This is a genomic window from Trichocoleus sp. DQ-A2 (genome assembly GCF_039961915.1).
Classification (GTDB): Bacteria; Cyanobacteriota; Cyanobacteriia; order Cyanobacteriales; family FACHB-T130; genus FACHB-T130.
In genome coordinates, this window is the sequence record NZ_JAMPKD010000011.1 from 1 (window position 1) to 18,088 (window position 18,088).

Here is an 18,088-nt window from a genome sequence, read left to right on the forward strand (position 1 = left end):
CGCCGAACCAGCCTACATACAGGCGGTTGTCGGTTGATGTAACCCAATCGCAAAACCGTTGCCATACGTTGGCGCTTTCGCGTCTTTGTAAGGTTGTGGTCATGTTTTTATGAGTGCTTTGAATTTTCTAGGTTCGGTATGAATGAGGCGAAGTTTGTCTCGCCTTGTATTTAATAATATTTACATTTATTCGTATTTGTCCAGTCTTTTTTTGTTCATAAATCCGAATCACTGTCATTTCATTTACTTATGAGTGGCTGAGAATGCGGTAGGGTTAGCGATCGCAAGCGAGACGTGTCAGCCAGGAGTAGTGGGCGATCGCTTAATGTAATGCCCTAAAAATCAAAGTAAATGTAGGGAAGACCGCCTTGGGGCGCAAATATCCAGACAATGTAGAAACACAATGGCACCAGCAGCAGCTTCAGAGGCCAATTAAGCTGTAACTTGAGACCCCGATGGACGGCATAGACGAGGAGCATCGACGCGGCTAGCAGCCAAAGCAGTAGACCTAACTGAGATGCATTCACACCCAGCGCCTCCCCGTAGACTTTTTCGGCAAACTGGGCATCAGCAGACTGACCCCAGAGGTGCTGAATCACCCAACTGGATTGTTTCAGATTCGGTAGGCGGAAGAAAATCCAGGATGTGAACACCATAAACTGGGTTAGCAACCACGCAAGCAGTACACCCGGAAGGCTTTTCCACCAATTTCTAGCTTTTTCAGACTGGCGGGAGTGGGCTTCTGTGAGGCGGTGAGCCACTAAAGCAAGACCGTGATAGGCACCCCAGACGACATAGCCCCAAGCTGCTCCATGCCAAATCCCAGCAATTAACATGATAATTAGCAAATTTAGGCAGGTACGGCGCAGCCCTTGGCGCGAACCCCCCAAGGGAAAATAGAGGTAGTTTCGCAACCAATCGCCTAGCGTAATATGCCAGCGCCGCCAAAAATCAGCAATGCTGGTACTGAAGTAAGGAAAATTAAAATTCTCCGGGAGATTGAAGCCTAAGAGGATGGCACTACCACGGGCGATATCTACGTACCCACTAAAATCCAGATAGAGTTGCAGTCCGTAGGCAGCGATCGCTAACCACAAATCGCCGCTGCTCGCTCGCTCTAAGTTACCAAAACACAAATCAACAAAAATTCCCAGCCGATCTGCCAAAAGCGCTTTTTTAACTGCACCGCAGGCAATCAGCCACAGTCCTTCTGTAATCTGATTAAGTGTTGGAAATTGCAGCGTTTTGAGCTGAGTTGAGAATTGATGGTAACGAGTAATTGGCCCTGCAATTAGCTTGGGAAAAAATAACTTATAAGCTGCAAAATCGAGAAATCGCTCCGTCGCTGGGGCACCACGATATACATCAATTAAATAAGCAATGCACTCAAAAGAAAAGAAGCTCAAACCTAAAGGCGCAATTAAGTGAGTGCTGACCCAACTGGCGCTATTTTCGGCAACGGGTAGCGATGTTCCGGTGAATTGTTCGTAGAAGCCCGCCACCGAATTTAAGAAGAAAGGTACATACTTAAAGCTCACCAACAATAAGACATTCAGAACAATCCCCAACCATAAAAACTTTAGTCGCTGGCGATTCCAAAACGCTTGATCGAATTGCCAATCTTCATGGGGATCGGTCGCGTACATCCCTAATGCTGTATTTTCTCCAATTGCCTTACCTAAGCTGAAGTTCATCAAAGTAATAGCAATCAGCAAAGGAATATAGGCGACTTGCGGCGAAGCTAAAATTTGCAGCCAATGCTCATTCACCAAAGTTGGCGCTTGCAGTGAGGTATAGAAAACCAGACTGACAACAAGCAACGTCCACATCTGCAAAGACTGTTTTTGGAACGACCAGTAAATTCCCAAAACGCTGAGCAGAAAAACTCCGTAGATAAGAGAGATAAAAGTCATTTTTGAAGACTGAGGAGTAAGGACTGAGGGCTGAGGACTGAGGGCTGAAGGCTGAGGACTGAGGGTAAATAAGAAGAATTGAACTGAGTAAAAGAATGAGAGAAGTTTATCTTGGATATTGGGCACTCATTTTACTCCTGATTGACTCAGTCCTCAGTCCGCACTTCGTGCCGCTTCGTTAATATGACTCAGTCCTATTTAGCAGGAAAATAAGGGTAAACAACAAGGATTGAACTGAGTAAAAGAATGAGAGAGATTCATCTTAGGTATTCGGTAATCATTCCACTCCTGACTCACTCAGCCCTCAGTCCGCACTTCGTGCCGCGCTAACATGATTCAATCCTATTTAGCAGGAAACTAAGGGTAAACAAGAAGAATTGAACTAAGTAAAAGAACGGGATAAATTCAGCTTGGGTATTGGGCACTCATTCCACTCCTGGTTCACTCAGTCCTCAGTCCTCTTAACTCAGTCCTATTTAGCAGGCCAGGGAATCATGGGATCTTCGGCTAGCTGGTTAGAAACTTCATAAGCACCGTAGCGGTTGAGGTGGCTGGGGTCGGAAAAATAATCGTGTTGAGTAGGATAAAGCTGATTTAAGTCTCGGAAAATCAGCCCTTTTTGGATTGCTTGCGATCGCATATACTGCTGAAATTCTTGCTCATATTCTATGCGTACTGGATCTAAGTAATCCTGGGTCAAAGGCAGGTTTATAAAAACAATCGGAATTTGACGCGCTTGGGTAAATTGCAGCAGCGATTCTAGTGCTTGGGTTTGCTTGCCTTCCATCTTGAAAGCGTAGTAATCGCTGTCATAGTCGCCGCTGACTCTGGCATATTGCTTGTAGTAGGTGGCAGGATTGTAACGAACGGTGAGGGGAAGGAAGCCATCAAAATCGATGGCAAATTGGCTGGCTGTCAATGCTTGGGGAGTATCGGTAGCTCCCTCAGAAGTTGTTTTCGCTGGTTTTGCCCAAACAACATACAGATCCCGCAACCGCGTTTTCATTTGGTCGCGCTGGGGATAAGTTGCTGAGAACGTTCCTAGCGTTTCATTGAGCCAATTATTAACCATTTGATAGCTTTGCGTTAAGGAACCACTAGCTCCTTTATCCGCCGTCGCCGGAGTTTTAGCCGGTGGTGTCGCCGTCGTTCGGCTGGGACTTCCTGGGGTTGAATTCTGCTTGGGGAAAGTACCGGCAAGCAGATGTTGGTAGCCTTGCGAGTTAGCGATCGCATTATAGGTAGCATCTATCCGCCCGCTATTAAACGCTCTGGCACCATCCGCCCAAATAATCAGTTTTGGCAGTTGCTCTGGCGTCAAAACTTGGCGAACCATCAAATCTACTACTTGAGCCGTCGCACCGTTGATGCCAAAGTTAAACACCTGAACACCCGGATATCCCTGCGCTGCCAATGCTTCTTCCAGCGCTTGAGGATCGACCCCCCGCATTGCCCTAGAACTGCCGACTATCCAAACATCCGGGGGAACTCCCCGTCTTTGTAACAGCATCTGTTGGTAGAGAGCCACTTTTTCGTCTAACAGGCGGTTATTAAAAGAGGGATTAGAACTTCGGGCGGCTGCCAAAATTGCTGCTGATGCGGCATTCATTCGCGGAGACTTTTCATCCTCGTTCCTTACGGTGATATCTCCTTGGCGAGTGAATCCTTCGGAATTGAATACAGGAGCCTCTGAACCACGAGATTTTTGCAAAGACATCTGGGGCAAGGGAACTGACGTATCCTCGATCGGTTCTCGCGGGTCAAGGGTTGATTTGCCGCTGACCGCGGACGCTTGATTAATGGGTGGTTTTGACTTCAGGATCGCAGACAGAAACCAATCCGTTTGCACCGTGAGCAAGAATCCCAGCATCCCCCAGACCAAAGCCACGACGAAACCTTGGTAATAAGTGTAGGTGGAATTGCTAAGTTTCCCTAAGGCGACGGGTGCCAGGTCTTTAATCTCCACCGTGGGAATAAACAATTGGGAAGCGCATAGCCATTGCTGGATGGTTCGAGTCACTTTGAAAGAGACAGCGCTAGCGGCTGCTTTGAGGTCTTCCTTGGTGACATCAGAACGCAGAACGGGTTCGTTACTGCCAGAGAGGATATCTCCTAGATAAACATCGCTGGCAGCAAATTCTGGGGTTGCTTCCGGTACCAGGCGTTTGCGAGGGGTGAAATCAACGCCCATCTGCCACAAGGGGGTGGAGTGACCGGCGCGACGCCCATAAATTCGCACCCCTTTAATGCCAGGAATCGCCAACCCGCGCAGAAACTTGGCAACAGGTGGCCCGACGGCAGATTGCTGCGGACTAGAGAGTGCCTCGCTCATGATGTGCAACAAATCTTGTTTGCGGCGCAGAGATAAACGAATGCCACCCGTTGTTAATCGCTCGTCTAGGTCGGGATTGAGTAAGCGTTGCAATAAAAACTGAATTGCGTTCAGATCGCCCCGTTGCGCCAATTCCAAAGTAGATTCTGCTAAAGCGGGATCTCTGGACGCAGGTAAATTCAGCCATTCAATCCAGATTGGCGTTTCTTGTTCCGGGACTGGTGTTACACCGTGAGTCTCAACGCCGTAAATGGTGGCAGCGTGAATGCCTTGCGTTGTCAGAGACTCTAAAACGGGAGCGATCGCACTGGTTGCGGTTTTTCGATCGGGTGCAGCGATCGCAATCTCAGCCGCATCGCTCGTGGCAGATGCGGTGTCGCCCGCTGCTTTTAGCTGCTTGAAGAGCTTCTGGCTACAAAATAAATGCAGCGTTGAATCTTTCAGAACTGCGGAGATTTGCATCTCCTGCGCGTTTAACACTTGATTGAGCAAGCGGGCGATCGCTTGGATATCTCCCCAACGCGCCCAATCCTTGAGCATTTCCTCTGGAGGGGTCAGATCCACCCGCAGCCGCCAGTCGGGAGCCGCTTCTCCTCGAACCTGGCTGCAAATCACGGCATCCCGAAACCCTTCCAGCTTCAAATTTCGTAACTGAGCCGCCACCGGCTCCGCCATCAGCGACTCATCGGTGCTGTAGTTAGAATCGCAAAGTACCCACAGACGACGGGAAACCGCTGGTGAAGCAGGGGACAATTCTTGATGCTGTCCGGCTCCCCGGCTTCCTGGCTCCCTCCCAAGCGTCTGAATCACGACCTTGACGCCGACTCCCATTGGGCTGAGAGTTTCGCTCAGATAACGCGCGATCGCTTCTGGTTGACCGGAGCGAGCGAGGCTGCGGTTGGAGACTCTCAGCCCGTCAGCATCGCTAGTTGCTCCTTGCTCGGCGGTCATTTCCTGCCCATCCGTCGGCGTCGCAGCAGCAGCCACGCCTGCGGCATCTGACGCCTGATGCAGTTGCAGCCGCTCTAGGTGAATTTGCTTGATCCAGTCTGGGCGCTGGATGCCCAGTTTCCGACCATAAAGAATCACCTGGTCAATGGGAGCTTCTTGCGGGGGGAACCCAGCTCCCCCTTCCTTCCCCTTCAGTGCCTCGACAAATCGGCTCACAACGGGTCCAGCAGGCGGACATTCGGAGCCTTCACAAAGAATATGCAGGTTATTCCCTCGTAAGCGAAATCGTAGGCGCACTTCCGGAAGACCGATAGCGCGGGAAACCCACTGGGCGAGGGAGGATTGACCCTCTAAATAGGCGATCGGATCGGCATCCAACATCACAAAGAAAGTACCCTGGACTTGCAACAGATGAAAAGACGATGAAGCATAAACGCTGTAGCCCGGAGGGCGCACCCTGCGATTGGAAGTCGCGCTTAAAGGTTGTCACAAAGGATGAAAAATTGGTTGAACACCAAAATTTCAGGATATACTTCACACTTCATACTTCATACTTAATACTTCATACTTAATACTTCAGCAAGCGTTAACCGCTCCGAACGTCCCCAAGCTTTGTACAATTGCTTCTAGATTCTCAGTAGTCTTACACAAGACTGCCATTGGTGCTACCGAATTATTGCCCTTGTGCCATAGCTATTTGCCGAACGCCCCGTGCTTAGGACAGTAGCGCTGAGGAGCGTGTTCCCTTCCTACTATGCCCTAGGAGGCTATCGCTGTATTATTCAGATGCATAAACTAGAAGGATAAGTGCCCCTTGTGCTGTTTAAATTCTGACCTCTTTTATTTGTTTGTCTAAAAAGAAATTAGTTTTCATCTAGACCTTCTCCCATGCAAACTCTTCCTAACAAAAAGCAACCGTCAACCGCCGAAAATGCAACGTCTGCAACTCCCGAAATTTGGTTGAGTTTAGCCACGGTGCCGATGCTACTCGGAGTTTTAGGCATCAAAGCAGTCAGCGAATTGCTATGCGCCATTGGACAAAATAGTGAGGAAGTATTTCGGGGCGATCGCTTGCCGGTTCTCCACGTACCCACCCCAGGAAACACATCACAGGAAGGGGAAAATGAGGAAGAGTAGCGGAAAGTAGATAAAAATAAGCTCGCCGACAAACTAGGACGCGATCGCGTGTCTTTGAAGCGAGGCGTTAGCCTAGCGCTGAAAGAGTCAGTTCGCAACCCCTCCCTTTTTCTGGAAAAACCCAGTTGGTGTTCGCTGTAAACCACTTGCTGGGACTAGAAACCCTAAAATTAGGTGATTATTCTTCTTTAGAGAGAATAGACTCTATGAGTTCCCTACTGCAATCGACGGATCAGCCATTGACGGTAACATCTACTTCTGCTTTATTTTTACGTCATCGCCTCAAAGTGGTGGAGGACTTATGGGAGTCTGTTCTCCAGCAGGAATGCGGTCAGGAACTGGTCGATCTGCTTAATCAACTTCGATCGAGGTGTTCGCCAGAAGGACAGGCAACAGAATTGCCTGAATCAGTGCCTCAGCTGATCGAAAAGCTTGATCTCAATGCAGCGATTCGAGCCTCACGCGCCTTTGCTCTCTACTTCCAGCTCATTAACATCGTCGAGCAGCACTACGAACAGCGGGATCAGCAGCTTTCCCGACGTGCTACCTACAACGCTCCTGCTGGTGAGGCAGCACCTCGTAAACTTCCTAGCCTGCAAGGAGATGGGGACTCCGCCATTGTGTTGTCGCCAGAAGACATGGAGGAAGAAAACCAAAACGGCGGACCGGGAGCGGATTTGCTTGAAAAGAGCTGGCACCACGATGGCACAGCCAAACGAAATGCCGGGACATTCCACGGGTTGTTTCCCCATTTGCGCCAGATGAATGTGCCTCCGCAGCAAATCCAGCGGTTGATTGACAATCTGGACGTGCGGCTAGTTTTCACCGCTCACCCCACGGAAATTGTTCGCCATACGATTCGCGGCAAACAGCAGCGGATTGCTAAGATTCTGCAACAGCTAGACCAGGCAGAAGAAGAATTTAGAGCCTTAGGTTTGACGACTTCTTGGGAAGCAGAGGCTTGCATCGAACAATTAACCGAAGAAATTCGCCTCTGGTGGCGCACCGACGAATTGCATCAATTTAAACCAACCGTGTTGGATGAAGTGGATTACACCCTCCACTACTTCCAGGAAGTGTTGTTTGATACGATTCCCCAGCTTCATCAACGCCTAAAACGTGCCTTAAAAGCTTCTTTTCCGGGACTTACTCCCCCTGTAAATAACTTCTGCCAGTTTGGTTCTTGGGTGGGGGCAGATCGGGATGGAAACCCCTCAGTTACACCGAAAGTCACTTGGCAAACCGCTTGCTATCAGCGCGGTTTAGTTCTGGAGAAGTATATCCAATCGTTGCGGCAACTGACGAATCAACTCAGCTTGTCGTTGCACTGGAGCGATGTCTTGCCAGATTTGCTGGACTCCTTAGAGCAGGATCGGTCGCAAATGCCAGAAGTCTACGAGCATCTGGCAATTCGATACCGGCAAGAGCCTTACCGCCTCAAGCTGGCATACATTCAGCAGCGTCTGCAAAATACCAGCGATCGCAACCGGCGACTTTCGGATGGCGAAAACTTGCATCGGCAAATCTCAGATAGCCAGTCTCACGTCGTTTACCGCTCTGGAGAAGAATTTCTAGCAGAACTGCGGCTGATTCACCGGAACCTGATTGAGACGGGTTTATCGTGCCGGGATCTGGAAAATTTAATTTGTCAGGTGGAAATCTATGGCTTCAACTTGGCGCACTTAGATATTCGCCAGGAAAGCACTCGCCATTCCGACACCTTCAACGAAATAACCCAATACCTGCAAATTCTGCCCAAAGCATACAACGATCTATCGGAAGCCGAGCGCGCGCTGTGGCTGGCAACGGAACTGCAAACCAAGCGCCCGTTGATTCCAGCAGAATTGCCATTTTCTGAAAAAATTTGCGAAACCGTTGAAACCTTCCGAATGCTGCGGCAGCTCCAGCTAGAGTTTGGTTCTCAAATTTGCCAAACTTATATCATCAGCATGAACCGGGAAGCCAGCGACGTTCTGGAAGTGCTGCTGCTGGCCAAAGAAGCGGGTCTGTATGACCCCTCCACAGGAAAGAGCAGCATCATGGTGGTGCCGCTGTTTGAAACGGTGGAAGACCTGAAGCGGGCACCCGCAGTCATGCAAGATTTGTTTGAACTGCCTTTGTATCGCGCTTGTCTTGCAGGAGGCTACGAAAACGTTAAAGATTCGCAAGCGTTAAAGGTTGAGGATTCAAACCAACCTGCCAACTTGGAATCTCCAACCTATAACCTGCAAGAGGTCATGCTGGGCTACTCAGACAGCAACAAGGATTCTGGCTTCTTGAGCAGTAACTGGGAAATCCATAAAGCTCAGAAAGTGCTACAAAAAATCGCCGAACAGTACGGCATCGCCTTACGGATTTTCCACGGGCGCGGCGGTTCGGTCGGTCGCGGCGGCGGTCCTGCCTACGAAGCGATCCTGGCTCAACCCGGTCATAGTATCAATGGGCGGATCAAAATTACCGAACAAGGGGAAGTGCTGGCTTCTAAATACTCGTTGCCAGAATTAGCTCTGTACAACCTGGAAGCGGTGACAACCGCTGTGATTCAGGCAAGCTTGCTGCGAACCGGATTTGATGATATTGAGCCGTGGAACGAAATCATGGAAGAGTTGGCAACGCGATCGCGTGCCCACTATCGCGCCTTGATTTACGAGCAACCGGATTTAGTCGATTTCTTCCACCAAGTGACCCCCATCGAAGAAATCAGCCAATTGCAAATCAGCTCTCGTCCTGCCCGTCGCGGCGGTAAAAAGGATTTGGCGAGTCTGCGGGCAATTCCTTGGGTGTTTAGCTGGACGCAAACGCGCTTCCTGCTGCCGAGTTGGTACGGCGTCGGAACGGCATTGCAAGAGTTCTTGAATGAAGAACCCGAGGAAAATCTGAAGCTGCTGCGTTATTTCTATTTCAAGTGGCCTTTCTTCAAGATGGCGATTTCTAAAGCAGAAATGACCTTGTCGAAAGTAGATTTGCAGATTGCTCACCACTACGTGCGGGAGTTATCCCACCCGGAAGATCGCGATCGCTTTGAAGCCTTGTTTGAGCAAATCAAGAGCGAGTTTCACCTCACTTGCGATTTAGTTCTGACGATTGCGGGTCACAAACGGCTGTTGGATGGCGATCCAGTCCTGCAAAGGTCTGTGCAGTTACGCAACGGCACGATTGTCCCTCTGGGCTTTTTGCAAGTCTCTCTGCTAAAACGCCTGCGCCAACATGGCAAGCAAGCAGCCTCTGGTGTCGTCCATTCTCGTTACAGTAAAGGCGAATTGCTACGCGGGGCGCTGTTAACAATTAACGGCATTGCCGCCGGGATGCGGAACACGGGTTGATGGTTGATGGCTAATCCGTAAAAGAACCCCACCCCCAGCCCCTCCCCGCAAGCGGGGAGGGGAGCCGGAGACGCAGGCTCTGGCGGGGTGGGGTTCCGGAGAATTGTGGCTAATCAGTCATATTAAATCTGTTTCATTACCCATAAAAGAACCCTACCCCCAGCCCCTCCCTGCAAGCGGGGAGGGGAGCCGGAGACGCAGGCTCTGGCGGGGTGGGGTTTCGGAAAATTGTGGGGAATAAACGGGATTTGATATCATTAGCCATTACAAATAATTAGCCATTAGCCATGAATAAAAAACGTATGTTAATTTGTACTTTTATGGCGTTAGCATCGGGTTGTTTCGGTGCTTATATGGGGGTACAAATTAAGTTGCTGGCTGATAACCAACGCTGCGAAAATATGACAAAAAATACCTTGGAATTTGCAGCATTCAAAACGGCGTGCCAAGCTTGGATGATGCCGGGAGCTTATATGCAAGGCAGCAGCAGCGGCTTGTGGGGTGGAATGGTTGTGGGAGCTTTTATCGCGGGTTTGGCAACTCACCACAAGCAGCCTGAGTGAATTGATATAAAGAGGAAGTTTAATAGCGGGTTGAGGAGAAGCGATCGTACTCTAATCTTCTAATATTTTCTCCCTAATCCAACCCACAATATCCGCAACTAAATTAGGCTGATTTGTTATTAAAAAAAATTGCTATCCGTGACGTGGATCTTCAATAGGCGGATGCCAACCACCCTTGCACCCAAAGCTGCCTAGATGTCCGAATAGAATCATCCTCATCATAGCGTTCATCATTCAGATCAAGGCGATCGCAAGTTGCTCGACCTATTGGAGTTTGCCCTAAAATATTCAAAGCATCTGTTGTCCAAATAAAATGCTCTGACCACTGTTGCTGACGCTGATTAAATAAAGGAACGATTGCTTGAGTCTGTGGATCTGTCGCAACTGTAAAGTTATAGCGTCGTTCATTACAACGCTGGCAAGCTAATGCTAAATTATCGGAGTCATCAGACCCACCGAGGGACTGCGGCATTATATGATCGAGCGTGAACCTTGCCGCACTTGCTTTTTCTGAAGAGTGGCAGTATTCGCACAGGTATTTTGCTCGTTGCCGCACTAACTGGCGAGTGATGTCATTTATTGTCATGCCTGAGCGATAATTTTAGCGTTGATTAACGTAAAAATTCTATCTAGTTCTAATATTGCAGCTAATTCGGCTAATTCTTCTGGTGTCAGTAAGTCAGCCTTTTTTTTCTGCAAAAGTTCCTCCATGCGAGACTGTAGCTCATCAGTAAACTTAAAGAGATTCAGGTTATCTACTTGACTAATGTGGATACCCTTGGATACCAAGGATGAGGGGTTAACAATTAATTTAGTAGTCATAATATTTTTAGAGCGCTGGTACTATTGTAATAGGTTAATGATCGCGCTTTATTCTTCGATCATCTTCTCTAGAATCCAACTCACAATATCGGCAACTAAATTAGGCTGGCTGGGAGAGAATGTTTGGAGATTACAAGGCTGTTCGCTCACTACACAAATTCTCCTCACGTTATGAAATTTGCTCAGTGATGTAAGGAAAGTTTGACTGAAGCCTTGGGATGGTTCGCCGCTTGTATCTTCGTCAAAAATTAGGAAGACTCCCTGGCATTTTAGCTGACAATAAACTTTGAGCGCTTGCATCGTTTCCGGTTCCCCATTCTGACGTTCGGGACAGCCTTGCAGTACCATCTCGGCGTAAATTTCCGAGGCGGGTTTATCTGGGTTCTCGAATTTGCTGCCGTTGATGCAAATGAGGTGGATGGTGTCGTTGAGGCTGGAGTTGTTAGCGATCGCTGTGTTGAGAAGTTGAGGTAAATTAGATATGTTGAGGCTTTGCTGGGAGTCGTAGGAAGCGAAAGCTGTGGTTTCTGGGAAAAGGGTGATATATGTAGGGTTCCAAGCCTGATAAAAGGCTGGATAAGATATATGTTTCGCGTAGTAAATCCAGATAATTTTAAAGCATTCTTTTCCAAAAGGATTAACGCCAACTGGCTCGGATAAATAGTTTTTTAAGTGTGTAATTACTACCGAAAAAAACTTTCCTTGAGATGCCGCTTTAAGCACTAGCAATTCCAAGTTTGACAAATTTTGCCACAAAGCTATTGCATCTTTAGGGGCGTCCATTTTTCTTAGTATAACCTTAATATTTTCTTCCAGAGTATCAGCACTATCAATACTATATTCTTCATCGGCGAATGCTGGAAAACCATCTAAAGAAAGATTCTTATCTCTAGCCTGTTTTTGAAGCGAGTTGATAGACCAGTTGAACCGCTTATTTTCCAGCTCAATAAGCTTGTTGACATTGTTCTCACATAACCAGAATTGCCCCTGAACCCAAACATCCTCACTGGTATCGTTTAGCTTATGTAGGGCACTGAGCGCATCTGGGTTCTCAGGAAAGATTGTTAACAAAATAACAGCAGCTTTCATACAAATTTCATCACTGACACAAATCTTCTGTCCCCATTTGCTGGTGAAACAGGAGCTTCTATACTTAGATTGACAAGTGTGTACTAAGTTAGTTAGGGCACTCATTACCTTACTGCGATCGCTCTCTCTCAGTGCTGCCTTAGCTTCCTCTTCAATTGGCTCAGGAAATGTCCGCCATTCCTGGCTGTCAATACTGAAATATCCAAAACCTTTCTCGACGAGTTGCGCCACGATCGTTTCCGCAAGTCTACAACCCCCAAACTCCGCAATTCCTGCTGCTGCTAGAAAATATGCTTGATACCTATAAAAGTCACTGCACCCATCCTTAAACTCTACTAATGCCTGAATAAACTCCTCTTTCTGCTCATCTGCTACTTCTCTCTTATCTCGCCCCAGCCATAGCAAAATCACCTCTTTCCACTGTGGCTCAAAAATTCGGTAAACGTTGCCTGGTAACGGTTGAGGATTGTCCTTGTCGTGAGTCAAGAAAGAGCACCAATCGTCAATTGCCAGCGCTGCAAAATATTCCTGAAACGTGGGATGGAAGAAAGCGTAAACTGTTTCATCGGGATTTTCAGCAGCCAAACCCACGTTGTTCAGCCAACTTAGTTGAATAATCGCTAACTTATACAAGGGTTGATCCGGATGCCCCAGTACCTGACAAACCAGACTGTGCTTAAGCCTGAACCGGGAGGCGGTTTGGTCAATTGCCAGCTTTGCTAACTCTCCTAACACCTGATTCAATTGCATCTGTTGACTTAAAGTAGTGAAAAATTCCTTGCCTTTCCACTCATAAAACTTCTCCACAAACCCCTTGTAGAGTTTCGCTTTGGTATCCGGCAATCCCCCATTTTCGCGCCACAAACTCCAAGTGCTGCACAACAGCGTCAACCGCAGGGGATTTTTCGCTAAATCCTTAATCCGTTCCTTACCGAGTTCGTCTAACGCCTGTCGCAATTGCTCACCTAACTCTGGTTCGCGCTTAAACCGCTTGGCGATAAACTCCCCTACTCGATCTGGGGTTTTCCCCTCTCCATAGCTAAATTCCAAAGTGCGATAAATCTCAAAATTGTCCGCCAGCACATTACGGTTGGCATCCCAGACATTTAGCCGACAACTTAGCACCATCCATGTCTGTCCAACCCAGCCGTTTAGCTGATTTTGAATTGCCAAGAGGGGTTCTCCCTGCAATAACGGCATCTCATCCACCCCATCCAATACGAGCCACACTCGCCCTTGGTTGCACAACCGTTTTAGCTCAGTTTTCAGTGCTTCCGTTACTTCTACAGCATCAGGAGAGATAAATGGCAGCGCAGCTTTTAGCCATTTGCCGAGTAAATACTGCTCTAGAAACTCCTGCTGGGGATTAGTTTCTGGTAAATCTGCAAGGGTTATCAAAATCGGCAAATCAGAGGTATTTTCCAACACCCAAAAGGCAATTTTGCGTAACAGGGTAGATTTTCCCGCCCCTGGTTCCCCAATGATCGCAATGCGCTTGCCGTTGCTCTTACCCTTCCCGTCTTTTAAGACATCCTGCAAAAACCGCTGATGCTCAAACCGCTCCATTTCTTCATACTCTGGCTCGTATAAGCGCGAACCCTGCTCTGCGAAGTCACCTCCAGCTACTTTGGGTTGTTTTTTGCGCTCCACCAATCCCAACTCGACATAGACATCATCGATTTCAAACTTCATGTCTTCGTCAGACATAAGCTGATTGGTAGTCAGCCGTTTCTGGCATTCGAGCATAGTTTGGCAGATTTTGCGCCAGTCGAAGTCGTCAGATTCTTTCGATATTGGCTTTTGAGCATCACCTGAATTCGATTTTCGAGATTGATCGCACCTATCCCACTCGCCACCCTTATTAAACAACCACTTGATGTTTTCTTCCCTGTCAGTTGCAGGAAAGTTCAGCGAAAAGCGCCAAAATTCTGTGTTTGTGACTGTTTTGGCGCTAATTTTACCCCTTTGATCCTGCAAAATTTTCAAATTTATTAGGCAGTGCAGCGCATTGCGGATTTCTTCTCCGTTTAAGTTGCTGCCGCATTGGCTAACCAAAGCCGCCAAGTTTTCCAGCGTCGCCTGTGTCACCCATAGCTGAGAGCCTTCCTGCCAATCCGCTCTAATCTCTGTTTTCGATAATTCGTTATTAATGTAACGCAGCAGGGCGTTTAGCAATATCTTGGCGTGTTCTTTCCCCTTTTTTTTACTAAGATTACGCCCCATATTCAACAAGCCCAAACCTAAAGAAATTGTTAATAAACTTCAAGTTTCCCAACCAGGAGACTTTCCCAAGCAGATTTTTCCCATCGTAACAACCCTCTGAACAGCTTGGGAAGTTTTACTTGTACCAATTTCCCAAGCTCAAACTTCACCTCATCAACCTTGAAAGTAGGTGAAGTTAATGATTACAGATTCTCAAAAAGATAAGATTAAGCAGAGGGAAGCTGTAGAAAATTTTCATGGTAATTTTGTTGAGCCACAACTACAGGCTAAGACTCAAATTCAGTATCAGCCGCAGTCAATCCAGTACGATACTGCTGGGCAAACATCTCCCAGTCTGTTGTTACCATTGCTATTGGCATGGTTCTTTTGTCTGGGGCTTCACATCCGCCATTTGTGCCGGATGAATGATAAGAAATAAATCACTCTTAACCCCGCCAATGACATTTTGTATCTCAAGAGGAGAGTGCAATCGCATCCACCGTAGTAGTAGGGGCGAAGCATTCGGTTCAAAATATTTCACAGTTGACGGCAAGATTTGTACCCGAATGCTTCACCCTATCGCAGGGAAGCGTGAAGCATTCGCATTAATAATATTGGGTTAAGTGGCATAGGCGATCGCGCTTTCTTCTTCGCCCCTACCGCTAACCATCTGCAATATCGTTGGGTTGAATTGGAAAACTGTATGAAAAAACGCCGATGGGTGTGGTTCTTTAGTTTGCTGTTTGCTTCCCTGCTGGTTGTTACCAGTTGCGGCAACAATTTCGATGATGTCAAAAACCTCAAAGCGGGTGCTGGTAAGCAAGTTATTGTTTTAGGCGATAGCATCGCCTCTGGATATGGCGTGGACAAGACAGAAGCTTTTCCCAGCGTGTTGAGTCGTCAACTCGGTTTGCCAATACTGAATCGCGGTGTTAGCGGCGATACAACCGCAATGGGGTTGAGTCGCTTACAAAAAGATGCGATCACAGCAGAACCTTGGCTGGTAATTGTTGAATTAGGCGGAAATGATTTTCTGCGAAAAATTCCCAAAACTGAGACAGAACAAAACTTGCGGCAAATCGTAACTTCGATTCAACAACAAAAAGCAATTGTTGTGCTGCTAGGAATCAATCTCGGCTACATAGAAGATGAATATGATGAACTTTATCAGCGTGTTGCTAAAGATACACAGGCTTATTTAATTCCGCAGGTTTTAACTGGAATTGTCGATAATCCAAAAAATCGCCAGGAAGATATCATTCATCCAAATGCTGCCGGACACCAGCTTTTAGCCTCCCGCGTTGCTAAAAACTTACAGCCCTTATTAGCCCAAGCTACTTGGCCTCCAACCTTGTTGCAATATCGACGGAGTGCTAATCAAACATAGGAGCGATTTGCACTGAAACTGTTAAAAATTTTCCATAAATCGCTTTTTGTCAAGTCCCTTGGGTTGTAAAGGAATAAAATAGACATTAGCCTCTAGAGCTGACTTTCGCTGTTACGAATAAGAGGTAAAGATTTCGTAACAAGTCCTACAGAATTGGATCGTAGAAAGTCTGTATCCAATAAGAGTTTGCCCTTGTCTATTTCACTTGAGATTCTTTTATGACCTCCTCGATCCGCTTCCTCATGTGCGCTCCCGACCATTACGACGTGGATTATGTGATTAATCCCTGGATGGAGGGCAATATTCACAAATCCTCGCGCGATCGCGCCGTCGAGCAATGGCAAAAGCTTCATTACGTCCTCAAAGACCACGCCATTGTCGATTTGGTTGCACCCCAGCGCGGTGTGCCTGACATGGTGTTTACAGCCAATGCTGGCTTGGTTCTGGGAGATACCGTTGTCCTGAGCCGCTTCTTCCACAAAGAGCGGCAGGGTGAGGAGCCTTATTTCAAGCAATGGTTTGAGGAAAAAGGCTATAAGGTGCATGAACTGCCTAAAGACTTGCCGTTTGAAGGCGCGGGCGATGCGCTGCTGGATCGAGAGGGGCGCTGGTTGTGGGCGGGATACGGCTTCCGCTCAGAACTCGATTCTCACCCGTTGTTGGCAAAGTGGCTCGACATCGAAGTGCTATCGTTGCGATTGATGGATGAGCGGTTCTATCATCTGGATACCTGCTTCTGTCCCCTGAGTGGCGGCTATTTGCTCTACTATCCCCCCGCATTTGATTCTTACACCAACCGCTTGATTGAAATGCGAGTTGCGCCGGAGAAGCGGATTGCCATCGAGGAAGCGGATGCGGTAAATTTCGCCTGCAACGCTGTGAATATTGACCACGTTGTGGTGATGAATAAGGCGAGTGAGCCACTCAAAAAACGCCTTGCCGATGTTGGATTTCAAGTTATCGAAACGCCGCTGACAGAATTTTTGAAAGCCGGTGGCGCTGCTAAGTGTCTGACGCTGCGGGTGACGGAACCCGTCCGAGAAGAAGTCCATGCCAATGTCTCGGTGGAAAGCCGCACGATTCGCCTAGAAGGGCATTTGCTGGACTCCGGCTTAATCAACCGTGCTTTAGATTTAGTCGTAGAAAATGGGGGCAGCTTCCAGGTTCTCAACTTCAGTCTGGGAGAGCAACGGCAAAGTACCTCCTCTGCGGAGGTGAAAGTGTCGGCTCCTTCCCACGATGTGATGGAAGCGATTTTGTCGCAGCTTATCGATTTGGGTGCGGTGAATTTGCCCCAAGATGAGCGTGATGCCAAGCTGGAAGATGTCATCCAAGCTGGGGTGGCTCCAGATGATTTCTATGTGTCCACCATTTATCCCACAGAAGTCAGAATCAATGGGGAGTGGGTGCGAGTGCAAGAGCAACGCATGGATGGCGCGATCGCTATTACCCAAACTCCCAACGGACGGGTAGCACGGTGTAAACTGCTGCGGGATTTAGAACTTGGCGAACAGGTGGTGGTTGATGTCGTCGGTATCCGCACGGTGCGGAAGACGGAATCCCGCGAACAGCGCAACACCCAAGAATTCAGTTTTATGTCTGCCGGAGTTTCCAGCGAACGCCGCGTGGAATTGGTGGTGGAACAAGTTGCCTGGGAACTTCGCAAAATTCGCGATGCTGGCGGTAAAGTAGTGGTGACAGCAGGGCCAGTAGTGATTCATACGGGCGGTGCCGAACACCTGACGCATCTGATTCGGCAAGGTTATGTGCAGGCGTTGCTGGGAGGAAATGCGATCGCTGTCCACGACATTGAGCAGTCCATGTTGGGAACCTCGCTGGGTGTGGATATGAAACGAGGCGTCGCTGTTCGGGGGGGACACCGCCATCACCTGAAAGTAATTAACACGATTCGCCGTTATGGCAGTATTGCCAAAGCTGTTGAGAATGGTGCGATCAATAGCGGTGTCATGTACGAGTGCGTCCGCAATGGCGTTCCCTTCTGCCTTGCCGGTTCCATCCGCGATGATGGTCCCTTACCAGATACTCAGATGGACTTAATTAAAGCTCAGGAAGAGTATTCCCAACTGCTGCAAGGTGCAGACATGATTTTGATGCTCTCTTCCATGCTGCACTCAATTGGAGTGGGAAATATGACACCAGCCGGGGTGAAGATGGTCTGCGTAGATATAAACCCAGCCGTTGTCACCAAATTGAGCGATCGCGGTTCTGTCGAATCCGTCGGCGTCGTCACCGATGTCGGTTTATTCCTCAGTCTGTTAGTGCAACAGCTGGATAAATTAACCAGCCCTTATCACATTGCTCAATCAGTTTAATTATTGTGTAGACACGATAGGGTGGGCACTGCCCAC

The 18,088-nt window shown here is 48.1% G+C and carries 11 protein-coding genes; 6 read left to right on the plus strand and 5 right to left on the minus strand.

Going from position 1 to position 18,088, the window contains the following annotated elements:
• Positions 1-335 precede the first annotated feature (335 nt).
• Positions 336-1,913: an MBOAT family protein gene (locus tag NC997_RS12560; protein WP_190412906.1), complete on the minus strand. Its 1,578-nt coding sequence runs from the start codon at positions 1,911-1,913 to the stop codon at positions 336-338.
• Positions 1,914-2,385: 472 nt separating this feature from the next.
• Positions 2,386-5,652 carry a DUF1574 family protein gene (locus NC997_RS12565; RefSeq protein WP_347276114.1) on the minus strand — a complete coding sequence of 1,089 codons (3,267 nt, stop codon included), beginning with the start codon at positions 5,650-5,652 and terminating at the stop codon, positions 2,386-2,388.
• A gap of 432 nt (positions 5,653-6,084) precedes the next feature.
• Between NC997_RS12565 and NC997_RS12570 the strand changes: the two genes are divergently transcribed.
• The 3 genes from NC997_RS12570 (at position 6,085) to NC997_RS12580 (ending at position 10,219) form a co-directional block, all read left to right on the plus strand.
• Positions 6,085-6,333: a hypothetical protein gene (locus NC997_RS12570; RefSeq protein ID WP_190412911.1), complete on the plus strand. Its 249-nt coding sequence runs from the start codon at positions 6,085-6,087 to the stop codon at positions 6,331-6,333.
• Positions 6,334-6,539: 206 nt separating this feature from the next.
• Entirely contained in the window at positions 6,540-9,656 is a 3,117-nt protein-coding gene (ppc, locus tag NC997_RS12575; protein WP_190412848.1) for a phosphoenolpyruvate carboxylase, read from the plus strand.
• 287 nt (positions 9,657-9,943) lie between these two features.
• On the plus strand, positions 9,944-10,219 hold the full coding sequence (locus NC997_RS12580) for a hypothetical protein (RefSeq protein WP_190430153.1): 276 nt from the start codon (positions 9,944-9,946) through the stop codon (positions 10,217-10,219).
• A 151-nt stretch (positions 10,220-10,370) separates the two neighbouring features.
• Here NC997_RS12580 and NC997_RS12585 read toward each other — a convergent pair whose 3' ends face one another.
• From NC997_RS12585 to NC997_RS12595, 3 genes are read right to left on the minus strand one after another with little or no spacing between them, the layout of a single operon-like run.
• Positions 10,371-10,805 (minus strand): HNH endonuclease signature motif containing protein, encoded by a 435-nt coding sequence (locus tag NC997_RS12585; protein WP_190527761.1) that lies wholly within the window; start codon positions 10,803-10,805, stop codon positions 10,371-10,373.
• Positions 10,802-11,041, minus strand: coding sequence for a hypothetical protein (locus NC997_RS12590; protein ID WP_190527763.1), 240 nt, complete (start codon positions 11,039-11,041; stop codon positions 10,802-10,804). The genes NC997_RS12585 and NC997_RS12590 overlap by 4 nt, the downstream gene beginning before the upstream one ends.
• Positions 11,042-11,089: 48 nt before the next feature.
• Positions 11,090-14,353, minus strand: coding sequence for an NACHT domain-containing protein (locus NC997_RS12595; protein WP_190527765.1), 3,264 nt, complete (start codon positions 14,351-14,353; stop codon positions 11,090-11,092).
• 178 nt (positions 14,354-14,531) lie between these two features.
• Here NC997_RS12595 and NC997_RS12600 point away from each other — a divergent pair, with 178 nt between their 5' ends.
• From NC997_RS12600 to NC997_RS12610, 3 genes are all read left to right on the plus strand, one after another.
• A complete protein-coding gene (locus NC997_RS12600; protein ID WP_190527766.1) occupies positions 14,532-14,771 on the plus strand; it encodes a hypothetical protein in 240 nt (79 codons plus the stop codon).
• Positions 14,772-15,035: 264 nt separating this feature from the next.
• Positions 15,036-15,719: a GDSL-type esterase/lipase family protein gene (locus tag NC997_RS12605; RefSeq protein WP_190527768.1), complete on the plus strand. Its 684-nt coding sequence runs from the start codon at positions 15,036-15,038 to the stop codon at positions 15,717-15,719.
• 218 nt (positions 15,720-15,937) lie between these two features.
• A complete protein-coding gene (locus tag NC997_RS12610) occupies positions 15,938-18,052 on the plus strand; it encodes a TIGR00300 family protein (RefSeq protein ID WP_190527770.1) in 2,115 nt (704 codons plus the stop codon).
• Positions 18,053-18,088 lie beyond the last annotated feature (36 nt).

What these genes read in the sequence shown, in the direction of transcription:
- NC997_RS12560 (WP_190412906.1), bottom strand. Translation starts at nt 1,913, where the DNA reads ATGACTTTTATCTCTCTTATCTACGGAGTTTTTCTGCTCAGCGTTTTG.
- NC997_RS12570 (WP_190412911.1), top strand. Translation starts at nt 6,085, where the DNA reads ATGCAAACTCTTCCTAACAAAAAGCAACCGTCAACCGCCGAAAATGCA.
- ppc (WP_190412848.1), top strand. Translation starts at nt 6,540, where the DNA reads ATGAGTTCCCTACTGCAATCGACGGATCAGCCATTGACGGTAACATCT.
- NC997_RS12580 (WP_190430153.1), top strand. Translation starts at nt 9,944, where the DNA reads ATGAATAAAAAACGTATGTTAATTTGTACTTTTATGGCGTTAGCATCG.
- NC997_RS12585 (WP_190527761.1), bottom strand. Translation starts at nt 10,805, where the DNA reads ATGACAATAAATGACATCACTCGCCAGTTAGTGCGGCAACGAGCAAAA.
- NC997_RS12590 (WP_190527763.1), bottom strand. Translation starts at nt 11,041, where the DNA reads ATGACTACTAAATTAATTGTTAACCCCTCATCCTTGGTATCCAAGGGT.
- NC997_RS12595 (WP_190527765.1), bottom strand. Translation starts at nt 14,353, where the DNA reads ATGGGGCGTAATCTTAGTAAAAAAAAGGGGAAAGAACACGCCAAGATA.
- NC997_RS12600 (WP_190527766.1), top strand. Translation starts at nt 14,532, where the DNA reads ATGATTACAGATTCTCAAAAAGATAAGATTAAGCAGAGGGAAGCTGTA.
- NC997_RS12605 (WP_190527768.1), top strand. Translation starts at nt 15,036, where the DNA reads ATGAAAAAACGCCGATGGGTGTGGTTCTTTAGTTTGCTGTTTGCTTCC.
- NC997_RS12610 (WP_190527770.1), top strand. Translation starts at nt 15,938, where the DNA reads ATGACCTCCTCGATCCGCTTCCTCATGTGCGCTCCCGACCATTACGAC.